At 72.6% G+C, this 19,950-nt stretch carries 20 protein-coding genes; 13 read left to right on the top strand and 7 right to left on the bottom strand.

Going from position 1 to position 19,950, the window contains the following annotated elements; genetic code table 11:
• Positions 1-125: 125 nt before the first annotated feature.
• Positions 126-839 carry a hydrogenase nickel incorporation protein HypB gene (gene hypB, locus ACIBSW_RS16355; RefSeq protein WP_354729249.1) on the bottom strand — a complete coding sequence of 238 codons (714 nt, stop codon included), beginning with the start codon at positions 837-839 and terminating at the stop codon, positions 126-128.
• A gap of 2 nt (positions 840-841) precedes the next feature.
• On the bottom strand, positions 842-1,162 hold the full coding sequence (locus tag ACIBSW_RS16350; protein WP_354729250.1) for a hydrogenase maturation nickel metallochaperone HypA: 321 nt from the start codon (positions 1,160-1,162) through the stop codon (positions 842-844).
• A 182-nt stretch (positions 1,163-1,344) separates the two neighbouring features.
• Between ACIBSW_RS16350 and ACIBSW_RS16345 the strand changes: the two genes are divergently transcribed.
• The 13 genes from ACIBSW_RS16345 (at position 1,345) to ACIBSW_RS16285 (ending at position 13,712) form a co-directional block, all read left to right on the top strand.
• Entirely contained in the window at positions 1,345-2,352 is a 1,008-nt protein-coding gene (locus ACIBSW_RS16345; protein WP_354729251.1) for a hydrogenase expression protein HypE, read from the top strand.
• Positions 2,353-2,367: 15 nt separating this feature from the next.
• Positions 2,368-4,158 carry a nickel-dependent hydrogenase large subunit gene (locus ACIBSW_RS16340; RefSeq protein ID WP_354729253.1) on the top strand — a complete coding sequence of 597 codons (1,791 nt, stop codon included), beginning with the start codon at positions 2,368-2,370 and terminating at the stop codon, positions 4,156-4,158.
• Positions 4,155-4,688: a hypothetical protein gene (locus ACIBSW_RS16335; protein WP_354729255.1), complete on the top strand. Its 534-nt coding sequence runs from the start codon at positions 4,155-4,157 to the stop codon at positions 4,686-4,688. The genes ACIBSW_RS16340 and ACIBSW_RS16335 overlap by 4 nt, the downstream gene beginning before the upstream one ends.
• Positions 4,685-5,317: a DUF5947 family protein gene (locus ACIBSW_RS16330; RefSeq protein ID WP_354729257.1), complete on the top strand. Its 633-nt coding sequence runs from the start codon at positions 4,685-4,687 to the stop codon at positions 5,315-5,317. Before ACIBSW_RS16335 ends, ACIBSW_RS16330 begins: the two co-directional genes overlap by 4 nt.
• A 150-nt stretch (positions 5,318-5,467) precedes the next feature.
• Entirely contained in the window at positions 5,468-6,100 is a 633-nt protein-coding gene (locus ACIBSW_RS16325) for a DUF6084 family protein (RefSeq protein ID WP_354729259.1), read from the top strand.
• Complete coding sequence (locus tag ACIBSW_RS16320; protein ID WP_354729261.1) at positions 6,097-7,413, top strand: hypothetical protein; 1,317 nt, start codon at positions 6,097-6,099, stop codon at positions 7,411-7,413. The genes ACIBSW_RS16325 and ACIBSW_RS16320 overlap by 4 nt, the downstream gene beginning before the upstream one ends.
• On the top strand, positions 7,410-7,529 hold the full coding sequence (locus ACIBSW_RS16315) for a DUF6893 family small protein (protein ID WP_404799347.1): 120 nt from the start codon (positions 7,410-7,412) through the stop codon (positions 7,527-7,529). The genes ACIBSW_RS16320 and ACIBSW_RS16315 overlap by 4 nt, the downstream gene beginning before the upstream one ends.
• Positions 7,526-8,020 carry a hydrogenase maturation protease gene (locus ACIBSW_RS16310; RefSeq protein ID WP_354729262.1) on the top strand — a complete coding sequence of 165 codons (495 nt, stop codon included), beginning with the start codon at positions 7,526-7,528 and terminating at the stop codon, positions 8,018-8,020. The genes ACIBSW_RS16315 and ACIBSW_RS16310 overlap by 4 nt, the downstream gene beginning before the upstream one ends.
• A gap of 2 nt (positions 8,021-8,022) precedes the next feature.
• Entirely contained in the window at positions 8,023-10,533 is a 2,511-nt protein-coding gene (gene hypF, locus ACIBSW_RS16305) for a carbamoyltransferase HypF (protein ID WP_354729264.1), read from the top strand.
• A 23-nt stretch (positions 10,534-10,556) separates the two neighbouring features.
• Positions 10,557-10,841 (top strand): HypC/HybG/HupF family hydrogenase formation chaperone, encoded by a 285-nt coding sequence (locus tag ACIBSW_RS16300; protein ID WP_354729266.1) that lies wholly within the window; start codon positions 10,557-10,559, stop codon positions 10,839-10,841.
• The gene (gene hypD, locus ACIBSW_RS16295; protein ID WP_354729267.1) at positions 10,838-11,938 is read left to right on the top strand and encodes a hydrogenase formation protein HypD; all 1,101 of its coding nucleotides are present in this window, start codon (positions 10,838-10,840) and stop codon (positions 11,936-11,938) included. Before ACIBSW_RS16300 ends, hypD begins: the two co-directional genes overlap by 4 nt.
• A complete protein-coding gene (gene hypE / locus ACIBSW_RS16290) occupies positions 11,938-12,996 on the top strand; it encodes a hydrogenase expression/formation protein HypE (protein ID WP_354729269.1) in 1,059 nt (352 codons plus the stop codon). Before hypD ends, hypE begins: the two co-directional genes overlap by 1 nt.
• Entirely contained in the window at positions 12,996-13,712 is a 717-nt protein-coding gene (locus ACIBSW_RS16285) for a DUF6390 family protein (RefSeq protein WP_354729271.1), read from the top strand. The genes hypE and ACIBSW_RS16285 overlap by 1 nt, the downstream gene beginning before the upstream one ends.
• Before the next feature lie 21 nt (positions 13,713-13,733).
• Here the strand turns inward: ACIBSW_RS16285 and ACIBSW_RS16280 are convergent, their stop codons facing one another.
• The 5 genes from ACIBSW_RS16280 to ACIBSW_RS16260 all read right to left on the bottom strand — a co-directional run bounded on the left by ACIBSW_RS16280 (position 13,734) and on the right by ACIBSW_RS16260 (position 19,930).
• Complete coding sequence (locus ACIBSW_RS16280) at positions 13,734-15,431, bottom strand: glycoside hydrolase family 13 protein (protein WP_354729273.1); 1,698 nt, start codon at positions 15,429-15,431, stop codon at positions 13,734-13,736.
• Between the two features lie 70 nt (positions 15,432-15,501).
• On the bottom strand, positions 15,502-16,545 hold the full coding sequence (locus tag ACIBSW_RS16275) for a LacI family DNA-binding transcriptional regulator (RefSeq protein WP_354729275.1): 1,044 nt from the start codon (positions 16,543-16,545) through the stop codon (positions 15,502-15,504).
• 30 nt (positions 16,546-16,575) lie between these two features.
• Positions 16,576-17,514 carry a serine hydrolase domain-containing protein gene (locus ACIBSW_RS16270; RefSeq protein WP_404799346.1) on the bottom strand — a complete coding sequence of 313 codons (939 nt, stop codon included), beginning with the start codon at positions 17,512-17,514 and terminating at the stop codon, positions 16,576-16,578.
• Positions 17,515-17,553: 39 nt separating this feature from the next.
• Entirely contained in the window at positions 17,554-19,515 is a 1,962-nt protein-coding gene (locus ACIBSW_RS16265; protein ID WP_354726716.1) for an ATP-binding protein, read from the bottom strand.
• Positions 19,516-19,555: 40 nt separating this feature from the next.
• Positions 19,556-19,930 (bottom strand): response regulator transcription factor, encoded by a 375-nt coding sequence (locus tag ACIBSW_RS16260; RefSeq protein WP_184996293.1) that lies wholly within the window; start codon positions 19,928-19,930, stop codon positions 19,556-19,558.
• Between the last annotated feature and the right edge of the window lie 20 nt (positions 19,931-19,950).

Genomic DNA, 19,950 nt, shown 5'->3' with positions numbered 1-19,950 from the left:
CCGGCCGGGGGGGGGGGGGGGGGGCCCCGCCCCGGGCAATACACCGGCCCCCCCCCCGGGGGGGGCCCCCCCCGGCCCCCGCCCGTCCAAGCGCAACCAAAGAGGCCACCCACCGAGCCAGACCGTCAGGTGCGAGCGAGAGGCGCGTCCAGCCAGGTGTACCAGGATTCCAGGTTCTCGCCGGTGGTCGCGGAGACGGCCAGCACCCGCGCCGCCGGATTCACCGCCTTGATGTGCGCGCGGCAGGCGGCGAGGTCGAAGTCGACGTATGGGAGCAGGTCCGTCTTGTTGATCAGGACCAGGTCGGCTGCCGCGAACATGTACGGGTACTTCAGCGGCTTGTCGGTGCCCTCGGTGACCGAGGCGATCACGACCTTGCCGTTCTCGCCGAGGTCGAACAGGGCCGGGCAGACCAGGTTGCCGACGTTCTCGATGAACAGCAGCGAGCCCGGCGCCGGGTTCAAGGTGTCCAGCGCCTCGGCGATCATGTTTGCCTCGAGGTGACAGCCCGCGCCGGTGTTGACCTGTACGACCGCGCAGCCGGTTCGCCGGATGCGGTCCGCGTCCAGCGGTGTCTCCTGGTCGCCCTCGATCACTGCGACGGGCCGGCGGCCCGCCGTGTCTCGGATGGTGCGTTCGAGCAGGGTGGTCTTGCCCGCGCCCGGTGAGCTCATCAGGTTGACGGCGTGGATGCCGAGGGCGGCGAGCCGGTCGCGGTTGGCCCGCGCCAGCGCGTCGTTCTTCGCGAGGACCCGTTGCTCGAGGGTGATCGTCTCGTGCGAATGGTTGATCTCTTTCGGGTGATTATGTGTTTCTCCGCAGCCGCAGGTGGTACACATTTTCAGCCCACTTCCATGGAAAGGATGCGCAATTCGCGACCGGCCGTCACCCGGACGTCGGCGCTGCCGCAGGGGCACAACAAGATCGAATCTTCCAGCCCGAAGTCGGTGCCGCAATCACCGCAGTGGGCGACCCCCGGGCGGGGCACGATCTCGAGCCGCGCGCCCTGGGCGACGGTGCCCTCCACCGCGAGGTCGAAGCAGAATCGCATGGCATCGGGCACCACCGCCGTCAACGCTCCTACCTCGACTTTCACGCTGTGGACGGTGCGCGAACCGGCGCGCTCGCAGACCGCGTCGACGACGCTCTGGGTGATCGACAATTCATGCAATGTGGCCCCGCCCCGGCCGGATCGAATCATCGGCGTTGACATATTCGCACACCGGCCCACTAGTGTGTCAGGTGAGCACTCCTGTGTCACAGGGGCCTCCTCCCCGGCCCCGGAAAGCAGTTTTCATGCCTTCAACGGAAGCACTGAAAGCGGCTGACACACTGATCCACATATTGTGGATCAATGCCGGCCTAAGCTGCGACGGCGACTCCGTCGCACTCACCGCGGCGACCCAGCCCAGCATCGAGGAGATCGCGCTCGGCGCACTGCCCGGGCTGCCCCGGGTCGCCGTGCACTGGCCGTTGATCGACTTCGAGTGCGGGCCGAACGGCGGCGCCGACGACTTCCTGGAGTGGTTCTTCCGGGCCGACCGCGGCGAGCTGGAGCCCTTCGTCCTGGTAGTCGAGGGTTCGATACCCAACGAGCGGCTGCACGACGAGGGCTACTGGTGCGGATTCGGCAACGACCCCGCGACCGGGCAGCCGATGACCACCAGCGAGTGGCTCGATCGGCTGGCGCCGAAGGCGACCGCTGTCGTCGCGGTCGGCACCTGCGCGACCTACGGCGGCATACACGCCATGGCCGGCAACCCGACCGGCGCGATGGGCGTGCCCGACTACCTCGGCTGGGGGTGGAAGTCCAAGGCGGGCATACCGATCGTCTGCGTGCCCGGCTGCCCGATCCAGCCCGACAACCTCTCCGAGACGCTGACCTACCTGCTCTACCAGGCGACCGGCCAGGCGCCGATGATCCCGCTGGACGACGCGCTGCGCCCGACCTGGCTGTTCGGCCAGACGGTGCACGAGGGCTGCGACCGCGCCGGCTACTACGAGCAGGCCGACTTCGCCACGGAGTACGGCTCGCCGAAGTGCATCGTCAAGCTGGGCTGCTGGGGCCCGGTGGTCAAGTGCAACGTGCCCAAGCGCGGCTGGATCAACGGCGTCGGCGGCTGTCCCAATGTGGGCGGCATCTGCATCGGCTGCACCATGCCCGGCTTCCCCGACAAGTTCATGCCGTTCATGGACGAGCCGCCCGGCGGCCACTTCTCCACCACCGTGATCGGCCCTTATGGAGCGACCATCCGCCGGCTCCGCGAGCTCACCACGCACACCCTCGACCGGGAGCCCAAGTGGCGCCGCCCCGGCCGGAAGCTGACCACCGGCGCACAGCGCACCTGGTAACGGAGAGGCGGCGTCATGACGGCGACGCAGGACCGGCGTGACCACACGGCCGGCAAGACCGAACTCGTCGACATGGCGTGGGATCCGATCACCCGCATCGTCGGCAGCCTCGGCATCTACACGAAGATCGACTTTAAGCAGCGGATCGTCGCGGAGTGCAAGAGCACCAGCTCCATCTTTCGCGGCTACTCGATCTTCATGAAGGGCAAGGATCCCCGCGACGCGCACTTCATCACCAGCCGGATCTGCGGCATCTGCGGCGACAACCACGCGACCTGCTCCTGCTACGCGCAGAACATGGCGTACGGGGTGAAGCCGCCGCACCTCGGCGAGTGGATCGTCAACCTGGGCGAGGCCGCGGAGTACATGTTCGACCACAACATCTTCCAGGAGAACCTGGTCGGGGTGGACTACTGCGAGAAGATGGTCGCCGAGACCAACCCCGGCGTGCTGGAGATGGCCAACCGCACCGAGTCACCGCACGCCGGCGAGCACGGCTTTCGCACCATCGGCGACATCATGCGCTCGCTCAACCCGTTCACCGGCGAGTTCTACCGCGAGGCGCTTCAGGTCAGCCGGATGACCCGGGAGATGTTCTGCCTGATGGAGGGCCGCCATGTGCACCCCTCCACGCTGTACCCGGGCGGCGTCGGCACCGTCGCGACGATCCAGCTGATGACCGACTACCTGAGCCGGCTGATGCGCTACGTCGAGTTCATGAAGAAGGTCGTGCCGATGCACGACGATCTGTTCGACTTCTTCTACCAGGCGCTGCCCGGCTACGAGAAGGTCGGCAACCGGCGCATCCTGCTCGCCTGCTGGGGCTCGTTCCAGGATCCCGAGCACTGCAACTTCAAGTACGCCGACATGACCGACTGGGGTCGGAAGATGTACGTCACCCCGGGCATCGTGGTCGACGGCAAGCTCATCACCACCGACCTGGTCAAAATCAACCTGGGCATCCGGATCCTGCTCGGCTCGTCGTACTACGACGACTGGGAGGACCAGGAGATGTTCGTGACGCACGACCCGCTGGGCAACCCCGTCGACCGGCGGCACCCGTGGAACCAGCACACCAACCCCCGGCCGCAGAAGCGCGACCTGGACGACAAGTACAGCTGGGTCATGTCGCCGCGCTGGTTCGACGGCAAGGACTATCTCGCCCTGGACACCGGCGGCGGGCCGCTGGCCCGGCTCTGGGTCACCGCGCTCGCCGGGCTGGTCGACATCGGCTACGTCAAGTCGACCGGCGGCAGCGTGAAGATCAATCTGCCGAAGACCGCGCTCAAGGGCCCGGTCGAGTTCGAGTGGAAGATCCCGCGCTGGAGCAACACCATCGAGCGTAACCGGGCGCGCACCTACTTCCAGGCGTACGCCGCCGCCTGCGCGCTGCACTTCGCGGAGAAGGCCCTGGTGGAGATCCGGGCCGGGCGCACCAAGACCTGGGAGAGCTTCGAGGTGCCCGACGAGGGCATCGGCTGCGGCTTCACCGAGGCCGTGCGCGGCGTCCTCTCGCACCACCTGGTGATCCGCGACGGAAAGATCGCGAACTACCACCCGTACCCGCCGACGCCGTGGAACGCCAACCCCCGCGACAGCTTCGGCACGCCGGGGCCCTACGAGGACGCCGTGCAGGGCCAGCCCATTTTCGAGGAGAACGACCGGGAGAACTTCAAGGGCATCGACATCATGCGTACGGTGCGCAGCTTCGACCCGTGCCTGCCGTGCGGCGTGCACATGTATCTCGGCGGCGGCAAGAAGCTGGAGCTGCTGCACTCGCCGACGCAGTCCGCCGGTGCGTCGTGAGCGAGGCGGACTGGCGCGCGGCCGGTGACCGGGTGGAGGCGCTGATCGCCGCGAGCGCCGCCGGCGGCACGGTCGCCCGCGAGCGCGCCGAGGAGCTGGTCCGGCTCGTCGCCGACCTCTACGGCGCCGGCCTGACGCGGCTGCTGGACATCGCGCACGAGCACGGCGCGCTGACCGACGACGTGCTTGACGCGCTCGCCGGCGACGACCTGGTGGCGAGCCTGCTGCTGGTGCACGGCCTGCACCCGTACCCGGTGGAGAGCCGGATCGAGCAGGCGCTGGCCGATCTCGGAGCGCGCGGCGACGGCGTGGAACTGCTCGGCGTCGGCGCCGACGGGGTGGTCCGGCTGCGGATGCCCGGCGGCGACGGCTGCGGGTCGGCGGCCGCGCGGCTCGCCGTGGAGGCCGCGATCGAGGCGGCCGCGCCGGAGGTCACCGCGATCGAGGTCGAGGAGCCCGCGGCACCGGCCGGCGGCTCGGTGATCCCGGTATCCGCGCTCTTCTCCCGCATCGCGCCGGTCGCGTCATGACCGGGCCGGGGCGGGGCGGCGTGCCGCTGGCCGCGCTGCGCCGGGTCACCCGGTCGCGGCCGGTGCCCGCCGACGGCGAGCGCTGCGAGATGTGCGCGAAGCCGATCGCCGCGGCGCACGCGCACGTGGTCGACCTGCAGAGCCGGGCGCTGATGTGCGCCTGCCGGCCCTGCTACCTGCTCTTCGCCGACGCCGGCGCGGCCCTGCACTACCGGTCGGTTCCGGAGCGGTACCTCTGTTTCGCCGGCACCGCGGTCGACGGCCGGACCTGGGACGAACTCGAGATACCGGTGGGCCTCGCGTTCCTGTTCCGCAACTCGGTGCAGCGGCGGATGGTCGCCTTCTACCCCGGGCCGGCCGGCGCCACCGAGTCCGAGCTGCCGCTGGCGGCCTGGGACCGGATCGTCGCGCAGAGCCCGCGGCTGGCCGTGCTCCGGCCGGACGTGGAGGCGCTGCTGGTGCGCCGCCCCGGCGAGGACTGCTTCGTGGTGCCGATCGACGCCTGCTACGAGCTGGTCGGGCAGCTGCGCAAGCTGTGGCGCGGCTTCGACGGCGGCGCCGAGGCACACGCGCACATCGACGGCTTCTTCGCCGGCGTGCGCGCCCGCAGCCGCCCGGCGCCGACATGAGCGAGCTTGCGAGCGAATCATCAGCTCAGCGTCGAGCTCTTGGCATCGCCGGAGCGCCAGCGGAGGCGATGTCATGAGCGAGCTTGCGAGCGAATCATCAGCTCAGCGTCGAGCTCTTGGCATCGCCGGAGCGCCAGCGGAGGCGATGTCATGAGTGCCTTCGAGTTCTCCGTGCTCGACGTGTTCGCCGAGCCGTATGCGGCCGCGCCGCAGTTGACCGCGCGGCTGCGCATCGACGAGGGTACGGGCCTGCGCATCCACGCGATCGCGCTGCGCTGCCAGGTGCGCATCGAGCCGCGGCACCGCGGCTACGACGAGGGCGAGCGGCAGGACCTGCGCGGGCTGTTCGGCGAGCACGCCCGGTGGGGCGAGACCCTGAAGCCGTTCCTGTGGATGCAGTGCAACACCACGGTGCAGGGCTTCACCGGCCGCACCGACGTCGACGTCGCCCTGCCGTGCACGTACGACCTCGATGTGATCGGCGCGCGGTATCTGCACGCGCTGGACGCGGGCGACGTGCCGCTCACCCTGCTCTTCTCGGGCACCGTGTTCACCCGCGGCGACGCCGGGTTCGGCGTGGAGCAGATCCCGTGGGACAGCGAGGCCCGCCACGACCTGCCGGTCGCCGTGTGGCGGCAGATGATCTCGACGTACTTCCCGAACACCGGCTGGCTGCGGCTGGACGCCGAGGTGCTGTCCCGGCTGGCCGCCTACCGGGCCCGGCACGGCATGACCAGCTGGGAGGAGACCGTGGAGAAGTTGCTCGGCGGCGCGGCGACATGAGCATGGAGACGGTGCGCGCGGTCGCCGACGCGGTGCTCTACGAGGGCTACCTGCTCTACCCGTACCGGAAAAGCGCGGCGAAGAACCGGTCGCGCTGGCAGTTCGGGGTCCTCGGGCCGCCGCGGGCCACCGCCGCCGCCTTCGCCGAGGCGCCCGACATGGCGATGCAGTGCCTGCTCGACCCGGGCGACGCCGCGGGCGTCCGGATCCACCTGCGCTTCCTGCAGCTGCAGTCCCGCGAGGTGCAGCGCCGCGAACCGGACGGGTCACACCTGCCGGTCGGCGAGCTCACCGTCGCCGGCGCGACGCTGCTGAGCTGGGACGAGGCCGTCGAGCGGGAGATCACCGTACCGGCGGCGCCGATCGGCCGGGCGGCGGACGTCGCCGTCGAGGTGCCCGGCGGGTGCGAGACGGATCCGGTCACCGCCCCGGACGGCACCCCCGCCGGCCGGATCGTGCGGCGCCGGTGGCCGCTGACCGCGCGGCTGCGCACCCGCGCCGACGCCGACGGCGGCTACGTGCGGCTGACCGTCGAGGTGCGCAACGAGCATCCGGAGACGGTCGCCGGCAAGGACGCCGCGATCCGGTCCTCGCTGATCGGCGCGCACCTGCTGATCGAGGCGTACGACGGCGCGTTCGTCTCGCTGCTGGAGCCGCCGCCGGCGGCCGCCGCCGCGGCCGGGCGCTGCCGCCAGCGCCGCTGCTGGCCGGTCCTCGCCGGACCCGAGGGCTCGCACGACGTCGTCATGGGCGCGCCGATCATCCTGTACGACCACCCGCGGATCGCCGAGCAGAGCCCCGGTGCGCTGTTCGACTCCACCGAGATCGACGAGATCCTCACGCTGCGGGTGATGACCATGACTCCCGCGGAGAAGGCCGAGGCCCGCTCGACCGACCCCCGGGCCGCGGCGATCATCGACCGCTGCGACACCATGCCGGACGCCGACCTGCGGCAACTGCACGGCGTCCGGCGCGACCCGGAACCCTGGTGGGATCCCGCGGCCGACGCGCGGGCGGACCCGGACACCGACGTGGTGCTGATCGACGGGGTGCCCGTCGCCAAGGGCAGCCTGGTCCGGGTGCACCCGTCGCGGCGGGCGGACGCGCAGGACATCTTCTTCGCCGGCCGGGTGGCGCGGGTGACCGCGGTGCTCGGCGACGTCGACGGCGGCGTGCACGTCGCCCTGGTGCTCGTCGACGATCCCGCCGCCGACCTGCACGACTGGTACGGCCGCTACTTCTACTTCGCACCCGAGGAGCTCGAACCGCTACCGGCGGCCGCCCCGGCGGCCGGGGAGGAGAACCGATCGTGAGAACCATCGGCATCATCACCACGGCCGTCGGTGCGGCCGTGACCGTGTTCGCCGCCGTCGTGGTCGTGCGGGCGATGCCCGACATCCAGCGGTATCTCAAGATCCGCTCGATGTGACCGGCGACGAGGGGCGCACGGCGCGGGTCCTGGTCGCCGGGATCGGCAACTTCTTCCTCGGCGACGACGGTTTCGGTCCCGAGGTCGTGCGCCGGCTGACCGGTCAGGGCACGCTGCCACCCGGGGTGAAGGTGGCCGACTACGGCATCCGCGGCATGCACCTGGCCTACGACCTGCTCGACTCCTACGACACGCTGGTGCTCGTCGACGCCCTGCCGTCCGCGGACTCACCGGGTCAGCTGGTGGTGCTGGAGGTGAGCGCGGACGACCTCGGCGACGGCGAGTACGACGCGCACGGCATGCACCCCGCGGCCATGCTCGCCAACCTCGAACGCCTCGGCGGCACCCTGCCGACGACCTACGTCGTCGGCTGCCGGGCCGGCACCGTCGAGGAGGGCATCGGCCTGAGCGAGCCGGTCGCCGCCGCCGTCCCCGAGGCCGTCACCCGGGTACGCGAGCTCGTCGGCCGCGTCCTCGCCGGCGGGTCCTGACCATGTGCCTCGGAATCCCCGGCCGGGTCGTGCGGCTCGTTCCCGGCTACGCCGGACAGCTGGCCATGGTGGACGTCATGGGCGTGCAGCGCCAGGTCAACGTCGGCATGCTCGAACGGGCGCCGGACCCGGAGGACTGGATCCTGATCCACATGGGCTTCGCGCTCGAGGTCATCGACGAGGCGGCCGCCGAGCGGGCCATGTCCGGCCTGGAGCTGATGGGCCGGGCCCGCGACGAGACCGAGCCCGCCGGTCGGGTACGCCGGCGCTTCGCCGTCGCCGGGCTCGTGCAGGGCGTCGGCTTCCGGCCCTTCGCCTACGCGACCGCCGCCGACCTGGCCCTGACCGGCTCGGTGGCGAACACCCCCGACGGCGTGGTGATCGAGGCCGAGGGCCCCGCCGAGGCGGTCCGGGAGTTCGGCCGCCGGCTCCGGGCGGACGCGCCGCCACTCGCGATGATCACCGCCGTCGACGAGACCCCGCTCGAACCGCGCGGCGGCACCGGCTTCACCATCGCCGCGTCGAGCGCCGGCGCCCGGGCCCGGACGCTGGCCTCGCCCGACGTGGCGACCTGCGACGACTGCCTCGCCGAGCTGCGCGATCCCGCCGACCGCCGGTACCGGCACCCGTTCATCACCTGCACGAACTGCGGCCCTCGCTTCACCATCATCACCGGCCTGCCGTACGACCGGGCCGCCACCACGATGGCCGGGTTCGCCATGTGCGCCGCCTGCCGCGCCGAGTACGAGGACCCGGCCGACCGGCGCTTCCACGCGCAGCCGATCGCCTGCCCCGGCTGCGGCCCGCGGCTGGAGCTGTACACACCGGACGGCGCCCGGCACCCGGACCCGCTGCGCGGCGCGCGGGAGCTGCTCGCGGCGGGGCGCATCGTCGCCGTCAAGGGCCTCGGCGGCTACCACCTGGCCTGCGACGCCCGCAACGCGGACGCCGTCGCGGAGCTGCGCGCCCGCAAGCGGCGTGGCGGCAAGCCGTTCGCCGTGATGGTCGCCGACCTCGACACGGCCCGCCGGCTGGTCACGATGACCGACGACGAACAGCGGCTGCTGACCGGCGTCCGCCACCCCGTCGTGCTGCTGCCCCGGCGAGCCGGGGCCGGCGTCGCCGCCGCGGTGGCGCCGGGCAACCCCGACCTCGGGATCATGCTGCCGTACACGCCGGTGCACACGCTGCTCTTCGGCCTGCCCGGCGACCCGGCCGGGCCGGACGCCCTGGTCATGACGTCGGGCAACCTCGCCGGCGAGCCGATCGCCTACGACGACGCGGACGCCGCCCGGCGGCTCGCGCCGCTGGCCGACGCGTTCCTGCGACACGACCGGGCGATCCGGGTGCCGTGCGACGACTCGGTCAGCCGGCACGCCGCCGGCGCGGAGCTGCCGATCCGCCGGTCCCGCGGCCACGCGCCGCTGCCGCTGGCGCTGCCGTTCGAGGTGCCGCCGTCCCTCGCGGTCGGCGCGGATTTGAAGAACGCCTGCGCGCTCGGCGCCGGCCGGTACGCCTGGCTCAGCCAGCACATCGGCGACATGGACGACCTGAGCACCATCGACGCCCTGTCCGGCACCGAGGCGCACCTCGAACGGCTCACCGGCGTACGCCCCGAGCTGCTCGTGGCGGACCTGCACCCCGGCTACCGCTCCACCGGCTGGGCCCGCGACCACGCCGCCGGCCGGCCGGTGCGGCTGGTGCAGCACCACCACGCGCACATCGCCTCGGTGCTGGCCGAGCACGGCATCGGCCTCGACGAGCGGGTGATCGGGGTGGCGTTCGACGGCACCGGTTACGGCACCGACGGCGCGGTGTGGGGCGGCGAGCTGCTGATCGCCGACTACAAGTCGTACGACCGGGCCGCGCACCTGGGCTACGTGCCGCTCGCGGGCGGGGACGCGAGCGTGCTGCGCCCGTACCGGATGGCCATGGCGCAGCTGCGGGCCGCCGGCGTGCCGTGGCGTCCGGAGCTGCCGTGCGTCGCGGCCTGCCCGCCCGCCGAGCGCGACGTGCTCGCCCACCAGCTGGAGACGGGGTTCGGCTGCGTGCCGACGTCGAGCATGGGCCGGCTGTTCGACGCGGTCGCGTCGCTGACCGGCGCGTGCCACGCCGTGGAGTACGAGGCCGAGGCAGCGATCATCCTCGAAGGGCTGGCGGCCTCGGCCGGGCCGGTCGGCGACGGCTACCGGTTCGGGCCGCCCGCCGACCCCGGCCCGGTGATCCGCGCGGTCGCCGCCGACGTCCTGGCCGGCGTCCCGGCGGCCGTGGTGGCCGCCCGGTTCCACGCGGCCGTCGCCATCCTGATCGCCGACCTCGCCGAGCTGGGCCGGGAGCGGTCCGGCCTCGACGTCGTCGCGCTCGGCGGCGGGGTCTTCCAGAACGCGTTGCTGCTCGACGCGGCCCGGCGTGCCCTGCGGGAGCGGGGCTTCACCGTGCTGCTCCCCCGGCTGCTGCCGCCCAACGACGGCGGCCTGGCCCTCGGCCAGCTGGTCGTCGGCGCCTGTTGTTGAACAAAGAGAAGGGAGACACTCCCATGTGCCTGGCCGTTCCCGGGCGCGTCCTGAGCATCGCCGAGACCGACGGCACCTTGATGGCCGAGGTCGACTTCGGCGGCGTGCACAAGAACGTGTGCCTGCAGTACATCCCCGACGCCGCGGTCGGCGAGTACGTCGTGGTCCACGTCGGATTCGCCATCCAGCGTCTCGACGAGAAGTCCGCGCTACAGACGCTGGCCGACTTCGAACGCCTCGGCATCCTCGACGAGGAGTTCGGCGACGGGTTCACCCGCGCGGCAGAGCAGGCGGGAGCAGACCAGTGAAGTACCTCGACGAGTTCAGCAACCCCGACCTGGCCCGCCGGCTCCTCGACGAGATTCACGCGACCGCGACGCGGCCCTGGGCGATGATGGAGGTCTGCGGCGGACAGACCCACTCGATCATCCGGCACGGCATCGACCAGCTGCTGCCCGAGGGCATCGAGATGATCCACGGCCCCGGCTGCCCGGTCTGCGTCACCCCGCTCGAGATCATCGACCGGGCCCTGGCCATCGCCGCGGAGCCCGGCGTGATCTTCTGCTCGTTCGGCGACATGCTGCGCGTGCCCGGCAGCGGCCGGGACCTGTTCGGCGTCAAGAGCGCCGGCGCGGACGTGCGGGTCGTGTACTCGCCGCTCGACGCGCTCACCATCGCCCGGGAGAACCCCGACCGCCAGGTGGTGTTCTTCGGCATCGGCTTCGAGACCACCGCGCCGGCCAACGCGATGACCGTGTACCAGGCCAAGCGGCTCGGCGTCAGCAACTTCTCGCTGCTGGTCTCGCATGTGCTGGTGCCGCCGGCGATCGCCGCCATCATGGAGTCGCCGCGCTGCCGGGTGCAGGCCTTCCTGGCCGCCGGCCACGTCTGCAGCGTCATGGGCACCGCCGAGTACCCGCCGCTGGCGCAGAAGTACGGCGTGCCGATCGTGGTGACCGGCTTCGAGCCGCTCGACATCCTCGAGGGGATCCGGCAGACCGTCATCCAGCTCGAGTCCGGCCGCCACGAGCTGCAGAACGCCTACCCCCGGGCGGTGCGCGCGGAGGGCAACCTGCCCGCGATGGCGATGCTGCGCGACGTGTTCGAGGTGACCGACCGGACCTGGCGCGGCATCGGCATGATCCCGGACAGCGGGTGGCGGCTCTCGCCGCGGTATGCCGACTTCGACGCGGAGCGCCGCTTCGACGTCGGCGGGATCAGCGCCTGCGAGTCACCGCTGTGCCGCTCCGGCGAGGTGTTGCAGGGGCTGCTGAAGCCGAACGAGTGCGCGGCGTTCGGCAAGCAGTGCACCCCGCGTAACCCGCTGGGCGCGACGATGGTGTCCTCCGAGGGCGCGTGCGCCGCCTATTACGCGTACCGCCGGCTCGACCTGGTGCAGCTCTGATGACGGACCTGGACTTCGAGAACTGGACCTGCCCGCTGCCGCTGCGCGACACCCCGTCGATCGTGATGGGCCACGGCGGCGGCGGGGCCATGTCGGCCGAGCTGGTCGAGCACCTGTTCCTGCCCGGCTTCGGCGCCGCCGCCGCGGCGGCCGGGCTCGGCGACTCGGCCGTGGTCACCGCCGGCGGCGCCCGGCTCGCCTTCTCCACCGACTCGTACGTGGTCAAGCCGATGTTCTTCCCCGGCGGGTCGATCGGCGACCTCGCGGTCAACGGCACCGTCAACGACCTGGCCATGTCCGGCGCGATGCCGCTGTACCTGTCGACCGCCTTCATCCTGCAGGAGGGCACCGCCCTGTCCGAGCTGGCCCGCATCGCCGAGGCGATGGGCGCCGCCGCGACCGCGGCCGGGGTGCGGCTGGTCACCGGCGACACCAAGGTCGTCGACCGCGGCAGCGGCGACGGCGTGTTCATCAACACCGCCGGCATCGGCGTCGTCGCCGACGGCGTGGACATCGCGGCGCACCGGGCGGCGCCCGGGGACGCGGTGCTGATCAGCGGCGACATCGGCGTGCACGGGGTGGCGGTGATGAGCTGCCGCGAGGGGCTCGAGTTCGGCACCGCCGTGCGCAGCGACACCGCGCCGCTGCACGGCCTGGTCGCCGCGATGATCGCCACCGGGGCCGACCTGCACGCGCTGCGCGACCCGACCCGCGGCGGGGTCTCGGCGTCGCTGAACGAGATCGCCCGGGCCGCGCGCGTCGGCGTCGACCTGGTCGAGCGGGACCTGCCCGTCCCGCCGGGGGTACGCGACGCGTGCAGCCTGCTCGGCCTCGACCCGATGCAGGTCGCCAACGAGGGCAAGCTGTTGGCGTTCGTCCCCGCCGAACAGGCCGCCGACGTGCTGGCTGCGATGCGGGCGCACCCGATGGGCGCGTGCGCCTGCCGGATCGGCACCGTCGTGCCCGAGCACCCCGGCATGGTGGTGGCGCGCACGGCGCTCGGCGGCACCCGGGTGCTGAACCTGCCCATCGGCGAGCAGCTTCCGCGGATCTGCTGATGAGCCTGCGGGGGACGCTGCTGTTCGCCCGGTACGCGTACCCGCCGAACGAGCTGGGCTACTGCGGGCCGCAGGGCGCGGCGGCGCTGCTGCGCCCGGACGCGCCCGCGGAGATCGCCCGGCGGGCCCGGCGCTTCGAGGGCGCCTGGAGCTATCTCGAGTTCATCGCCGCGTCGGCGGGCATCGCCGATCCGCTCGACGAGGCGGTGGTCGAGGCGTACTGGATCGGCAACGAGCTGCTCGACGGCGTCTCGGCGCCGGACCTGGTGGCGTGGCTGGGCGAGCGCTTCCACGGCCAGCCCGGCGGCACCTGGCGTACGGCCGGCGCGCGGGCCACGGCACACCACAGCTTCCAGGTGTTCGAGGTGTATCCGTGGGCCGGGCTGCTCACCGCGCCGGCCGGGCCGGTCGCGGTGTCGGTGCTGGACCGCTGCCGCATCCGGGCCGGCGTCGTGCTCGACGTGCGCGGCGAGTCGGCGACCGTACGCTCGCGGCCCCTGGTGTGGGACGGCGCCGAGCTGACGCCGGGCCCGCCGCGCGAGGAGGTCGCCGCCTGGTCCGCCGGCGGGAGATCGCTGCTCGGCGGCCTGTCCCCCGGCGACCGGGTGGCCCTGCACTGGGACTGGGTCTGCGACGTCATCACCGGCGAGCAGCAGGAGCGCATCGAGTCGCTGGAGCTGCGCCGGCGCCGCTGCCTGACGGCCCCGGCCGGGTGACGGCCGGGGCACGTGATCAGGTCAGACGGCCCACCAGATCGTGGTGTCCGCCGGGATCTCCACCTCGTCGCCGTCCAGCTCGACCGGGCCGCTGGTGAGCAGCGCGCGGCCCGGCATGGCGATCCGGATCGGCTCGGTCGTCATGTTGACCGTGCAGCGGAAGTGCGGCGTGCGGTCGAAGACCAGCAGGCCCTCGGGCGCGTCGCACCAGGCCAGGTTCTCCGCCGCGCCGAGCGCCGGGTCCGACTTGCGCAGCGCCAGCGCCGCGCGGTAGAGCTCCAGCGTCGAGCCCGGGCGGCCCTGCTGCGCCTCGACGCTCAGCTCCGCCCAGCTCTCCGGCTGCGGCAGCCAGCTCGGGCCGCCGTCGGGGCCGAAGCCGTACGGCGTGCGGTCGCCGGACCACGGGATCGGCACCCGGCAGCCGTCGCGGTAGCCGTCCTGGCCGTTCGCGCGGTGGAACGCCGGGTCCTGGCGCACCTCCGGCGGCAGGTCGACGACCTCGGGGAGACCCAGCTCCTCGCCCTGGTACAGGTAGGCCGAGCCGGGCAGCGCGAGCATCAGCAGCGACGCGGCGCGGGCCCGGCGCTGGCCCGCCACCGGGTCGACGACGATCGGCTTGCGGCCGGCGACCTCGTCGCCGTCGTTGGGCTGCAGCATGCGGGTGGTGTGCCGGACGACGTCGTGGTTGGACAGCGTCCAGGTGGCCGGCGCGCCGACCAAGCCCATGGCCTCGAGCGAGTCGTCGATGACCTGGCGCTGGGCGGCCACGTCCCAGGCCGTACCGAGGTAGGCGAAGTTGAAGGCCTGGTGCAGCTCGTCGGGGCGCACGTAGTTGGCGACCCGCTCCAGGGTCGGCGCCCACGCCTCGGCCACCGCGATGCGCTCGCCCGGGTACTCGTCGAGGATCTTGCGCCAGGTGCGGTAGATCTCGTGCACGCCGTCGCGGTCGAAGCTCGGGCTGACGCCCGCGTCGAGCAGGTGCCACTCCCGCGACTCGTCGATGTCGGGCAGGCCTTCTTCCTTGACCATGCCGTGCGCCACGTCGACCCGGAAGCCGTCGACGCCGAGGTCGAGCCAGAACCGCAGGATGGTGCGGAACTCGTCGGCGACCGCCGGGTGCTCCCAGTTGAAGTCCGGCTGCTCGGGCGCGAACAGGTGCAGGTACCAGTCGCCGGGGGTGCCGTCCGGGTCGGTGGTCCGGGTCCAGGCCGGGCCGCCGAAGATCGACTTCCAGTTGTTCGGCGGGAGCTCGCCGTGCTCGCCCTGCCCGGGCCGGAAGTGGTAACGCCCGCGAAGCGCCGAGCCGGGGCCCTCGGTGATCGCCCGCCGGAACCACTCGTGCTGGTCCGAGGAGTGGTTCGGCACGAGGTCGACGATCACGCGGACGCCGAGCTCGTGCGCGTCGGCGATCAGGCCCTGCGCGTCGGCGATGGTGCCGAACATCGGGTCGACCTTGCGGTAGTCCGCCACGTCGTAGCCGGCGTCGGCCTGCGGCGAGGCGTAGAACGGCGACAGCCACACCGCGTCGACGCCCAGGTCGCGCAGGTACGGCAGGCGGCTGCGGATGCCCGGCAGGTCGCCGATGCCGTCGCCGTCGGAGTCGGCGAAGCTACGCGGGTAGATCTGGTAGATGACCGCGTCGCGCCACCAGGGGCTGGGCGCCGGCGCGGCGGCGTCATCGCGCTCCGCCGAAGGGAGTTCGATCAGTTGATCGGTCATGGCGGATGACGGTAGCAGGTTACTAACTCGTGTTACATACCTGTTTACCAAAGACCGTGCACGCGAGCGCTCAGGAAGGCTTGGCGGTGGAGTCGCGCACGATGAGTGACGTGCCGAGCGACTGGTGCGGGTGTTGATCTTCGCCCCGAATGGCCGAAATGAGAAAATCCGCCGCGGTCCGGCCCTTCGTCACGATCGGCTGCCGCACCGTGGTCAGCCGGGGACGGAACCACGCCGACTCGGCCAGGTCGTCGAAGCCGGTCACCGAGACGCCCGTCGGCACGTCGATGCCGAGCTCCTGCAGGGCGTCGACCACCCCGTACGCGAGCACGTCGGAGAGCGCCAGAATCGCGGTCGGCGGCCGCGCCTCGGCCATCAACGTCCGGGTGGCGTGGTAACCCTCCGTACGCGAAACCGGGACCTCCGTCAGCCGCACGTCGTCCATGGCCAGCCCGACCTCGGCCAGCGCCTCGGCGATGCCGGCCAGGCGCCGCCCCAGCGGCCCGCCGGGGCCGCGGTGCGGCCGATCCGGTCCCGGGCCGGGCGACACCACCGCCAGGCGCCGGTGCCCCAGGTCCAGCAGGTACCGGGTGACCTCCCGGGCGCCGCCGTGGTCGTCGACGTCGACGCTGGCCGCGCCCTCGTGCCGGTCGCTGTCGATCAGCACGAACGGGATGTTGCGCCGCTCGAGCTCGGCCACCTCGCCCCGGTCGGTCTCCAGCCCGCAGACGATGAAGCCGTCGACCGCCGCGTACGGGATTGCCTTGAGCACCGAGTCCTGCAGCGGCGGCGTGAGCAGCAGGGTGTATCCCTCCTGGTCGCAGACCTGGCCGACGCCCATCAGGAAGCGGGAGTAGTACGGGTTCTCCATGATCCGGGCCAGCGGCTCCGGCAGCAGCACGCCCAGCGACTGGGTCGCGCCGGCCTGCAGCATCCGGGCCAGCGTGTTCGGCGTGTAGCCGATCTCCCGGGCCACCGCCAGGATGCGGTCACGGGTGGCGGCGGAGATCCGCTGCGGATTGTTGAAGGCGCACGAAACCGCCGATCGGGACACCCCGGCGGCCGCGGCGACGTCGCTGGACGTCGGCTTGCCGCCGGCCTTTTTCGACGGCATCCGCCAAGACCTCGTTCGTTCGGTAAGCGCCTACGATAACCCAGCCGCCGCGAGCAGCCGTCGGAGCAGGGTGTGCACGTCGACCGTCTCGTCGTCGGCCAGCACCACGATCCCCGCGCGACGCTCCGGCAGCCAGGCGCCGAACGAGACGAAGCCGGGCAGGTCGCCGGGGTGGAAGTACGCCCGGTGCCCGCCGACCGTGCCGATGTAGAGCCCGTAGCCGTAATGGGCGCCGACGAAGCAGGCGCCGGGCGCGGGCTCCTCACCGGTCGGCGCGAGCGGGCCGGTCAGCACCATGTGCGACTCCCAGCCGAGCACCTCGCCGCCGTGCAGGGCACCGGTCCAGCGGGCGAGGTCGCCGACGGTCGACCACACGTCGCTGGTGCCCGGCAACGGCGGCAGCGCGGCGTCGGGCAGCGGCTCGCCGGCGCGATGTCCGACGGCGGCGCCGGGACCGTCCGGGCGTCCCGTCGTGGTCGACGTCATGCCGGCCGGCGCGAAGACCTGCTCCGCGAGGAACGATCCGTACTCCTGGCCGGCGGCCCGCTCCACGATGTGCGCGACCAGCAGGTAGCCGGGGCTGCTGTAACACCAGCGGATCCCCGGCCGGCTGATCGGCTCCGCCGCCGTGAGCAGGGGCGCGCGCCGCTCGATCGCGATCGGATCGGTCACGTCGAACCCGGGCGCGTCCTGCCAGTGGCTGGTCCCGGAGGTGTGCGTCAGCAGGTGGTGCAGGGTGATCTCGCGCCACCGCGGCGGGCTGTCCGGCAGCCAGTGGCTCACCGGCCGATCGAGGTTGAGTGCGTCCCGCTCGGCCAGCAGCAGCGCGGCGACCGCGGCGAACTGCTTACCGAGCGAGGCGATCGGGAACCGGGTCTGCGACGTCGCCGGGCCGCCGGCGACGTCGACGGCGACCGAGCCGTCGACGGTCACCAGCGCGGCGCCGTGCAGGCCCTCGACTGTCCACATGGCCGACACATTAGCCCCGAACGCAAGGGAAATGAGAGATCAGGACACCGGTAGGTGAATCGTGACGGTGGTTCCGGCGCCCTCGGCCGAGCGCATCTCGATCCGGCCGTGGTGGTTGTCCACCACCGCGCCCACGATCGCCAGGCCGAGGCCGGTGCCGGGCACCGCCTCCCGGACCGCGTTGCTGGCCCGGAAGAAGCGGGTGAAGAGCGCGTCCTGCTCGCCCTCCGGTACGCCCATGCCGGTGTCCTCGACCGCGATGACCACCTCGTCCGCCTCGCGCCGCGCCAGCAGCGACACCGTGCCGGCGGCCGGCGTGAACTTCACGGCGTTGGTCAGCAGGTTCATCAGCAGCCGGTCCAGCTGGCCGGCGTCGGCGTCGAGCCGCAGCGGCCCGCGTACCTCGGTGTGCAGGCCGACCTGCGCCTGGGCCGCCGCCGGCGAGATCGCCGCGACCGCGGCCTCCACCAGCTCGGCCAGGTCGACCTGGTGCCGGGTGGCGTGGAACGCACCCGATTCGATCTTCGAGAGGAGCAGCAACTGCTCGATCAGCTCGCGCAGCCGCCGGGTGTTGCGCCCGATCACCTCCAGCATCCGCGCCTGCTGGGGGTTCAGCTCGCCGGCCTCGGCGTCCTCCAGCAGCTCGAGATAGCCCGCGATGCTGGTCAGCGGCGTGCGCAGCTCGTGCGAGACCGTCGACATGAAGTCGGTCTTCGCGGTGTCGAGCTCCTGCAGCCGGGCCACGAGCTGCTGCTCGCGCTCGTACAGGCGGGCCAGGTGTACCGCGCGGCCGAGGTCGCCGGCGACCGACTCGGCGAGCTGGATGTCCACCGGGCCGAAGGGCGGCCCGGCGTCGCGGATCAGGGTCAGCGCGCCGAGGCGGTCCTCGCCCGCGCTGACCGCGACGGTCAGCACCGGCCCGTCGCCGGCCTGGGCGCAGGCCCGCCGCTCGGCCTCCGGGGGTTGCGCGCCGCCGTCCGGCGGGCGGTCGCCGGAGGTCCACACGTCGCCGCTGCCGAGCCAGCCGACGTCGCAGCCGGCGAGCGGCGCGAGCGGCCCGTCGGCGTGCTCGTCGCGCAGGCTGCTCAGCTGCGGCGCCTCGGGATGCCCGGGCGCCATCCGGACCAGCACGTGGTCGGCCCGCATGATCTCGGCCAGCTCCCGGACCGCCTCGTCGATCGCGTCCCGGACGTTGAGGTGGGCGCGGATCCGGTAGCCGAGCTCGCGGACCACGCCGCGCAGCCGTGCGACGTCGCGCTCGGCGTCGCGGGCCCGGTCGCTCTCGTCGGCCATCGCGTTGAGGGCGGCGGCGACCGCCCGGATCTCGGTCGGGCCGCCGCCGGCGTCGGCGCGGGCCTCGAGCTCGCCCCGGCCGCGCCGGGCCAGCACCCGGACCACGTCGCCGAGCGGGATGGTGATCCGGCGGGCCGTCATCACCGCGGTGCAGGCCGCGATGAGCGCCGCGCCGACGGTCAGCGCCACCAGCACCACGATCGTCGCGCCGCCCAGCCGGAAGCTGAGGCTGCGCAGCTCGTCGGTGCGCTCGGCCAGGTCGGCGTCGAAGTCCCGGTTCGCGGCCATGAAGGCCAGGAAGAGCGGCCCCGCCTCGCCGGCGTACCGCACCGCCTCGGCGCTGCGCGGCGGCGCCCGGCTCTGCAGCTCCGCAATTTCGAACCAGGTGTCGGCCCGGGCCAGCTGCTCGTCGACGGCCGGCGCCTCGTCCTCGTCCGCCATCGCCCGCAGCGCCCGGCCGGCCACGGCGTACTCGATCAGGGCGGACCGGAACGCGCCCAGCATCTCGCCGTCGCCGGTCAGCGAGTAGCCGCGCACGCCCAGCTGGGCGTCGGCGAGCACGCCGCGCAGCTCGGCGTTGGCCAGCCGGAGCGGCTGGACGTGGGTGGTGAGCGCGCGCACCATCAGGTGCTGCTGCAGCACCGCGGCCGTCTCGACCACCCCTGAGCAGACGATCAGGCCGACCAGGACCACGAACGCTCTGGTCAACAGGAACCCGACAGAGCGGTCGCGACGCATCAGCAGGTGGTCAGGCCCGGGCCCGGCTCAGCAGCGCCTGGATCCGCGACACCAGCTCGCGCGGGCTGAACGGCTTGGTCACGTAGTCGTCGGCGCCGGCGCTGAAGCCGCCCTCCACGTCGTGCTCCTGGACCCGGGCGGTCAGCATGATGATCAGCATCCCGGCGGTGGCCGGGTCGCCGCGAAGTATCCGGCACACGTCGATGCCGGAGAGGCCGGGCATCGAGATGTCCAGGACCGCGAGGGTCGGCTGCCGGGTCCGCGCCTGCTCGAGCGCCGCCTGGCCGTCCGCCACCGCGATCACGTCGAAGCCGGCCTGCTCGAGCTTGAACGCCACCAGATCGCGGATGTCGGGGTCGTCGTCGGCGACCAGAACCACCGTCACGACAAATTCCCCCCGGTCGG

The organism is Actinoplanes sp. NPDC049668, assembly GCF_044465445.1.
Lineage (GTDB): Bacteria > Actinomycetota > Actinomycetes > Mycobacteriales > Micromonosporaceae > Actinoplanes.
This window is presented reverse-complemented; position numbering and strand designations above follow the sequence as displayed.

Bases quoted from the DNA above. Each gene is read 5' to 3' on its own strand.
- hypB (WP_354729249.1), bottom strand. From the start codon at position 839: ATGTGTACCACCTGCGGCTGCGGAGAAACACATAATCACCCGAAAGAG.
- ACIBSW_RS16340 (WP_354729253.1), top strand. From the start codon at position 2,368: ATGACGGCGACGCAGGACCGGCGTGACCACACGGCCGGCAAGACCGAA.
- ACIBSW_RS16330 (WP_354729257.1), top strand. From the start codon at position 4,685: ATGACCGGGCCGGGGCGGGGCGGCGTGCCGCTGGCCGCGCTGCGCCGG.
- ACIBSW_RS16325 (WP_354729259.1), top strand. From the start codon at position 5,468: ATGAGTGCCTTCGAGTTCTCCGTGCTCGACGTGTTCGCCGAGCCGTAT.
- ACIBSW_RS16320 (WP_354729261.1), top strand. From the start codon at position 6,097: ATGAGCATGGAGACGGTGCGCGCGGTCGCCGACGCGGTGCTCTACGAG.
- hypF (WP_354729264.1), top strand. From the start codon at position 8,023: ATGTGCCTCGGAATCCCCGGCCGGGTCGTGCGGCTCGTTCCCGGCTAC.
- ACIBSW_RS16300 (WP_354729266.1), top strand. From the start codon at position 10,557: ATGTGCCTGGCCGTTCCCGGGCGCGTCCTGAGCATCGCCGAGACCGAC.
- hypE (WP_354729269.1), top strand. From the start codon at position 11,938: ATGACGGACCTGGACTTCGAGAACTGGACCTGCCCGCTGCCGCTGCGC.
- ACIBSW_RS16285 (WP_354729271.1), top strand. From the start codon at position 12,996: ATGAGCCTGCGGGGGACGCTGCTGTTCGCCCGGTACGCGTACCCGCCG.
- ACIBSW_RS16280 (WP_354729273.1), bottom strand. From the start codon at position 15,431: ATGACCGATCAACTGATCGAACTCCCTTCGGCGGAGCGCGATGACGCC.
- ACIBSW_RS16275 (WP_354729275.1), bottom strand. From the start codon at position 16,545: ATGCCGTCGAAAAAGGCCGGCGGCAAGCCGACGTCCAGCGACGTCGCC.
- ACIBSW_RS16270 (WP_404799346.1), bottom strand. From the start codon at position 17,514: ATGTGGACAGTCGAGGGCCTGCACGGCGCCGCGCTGGTGACCGTCGAC.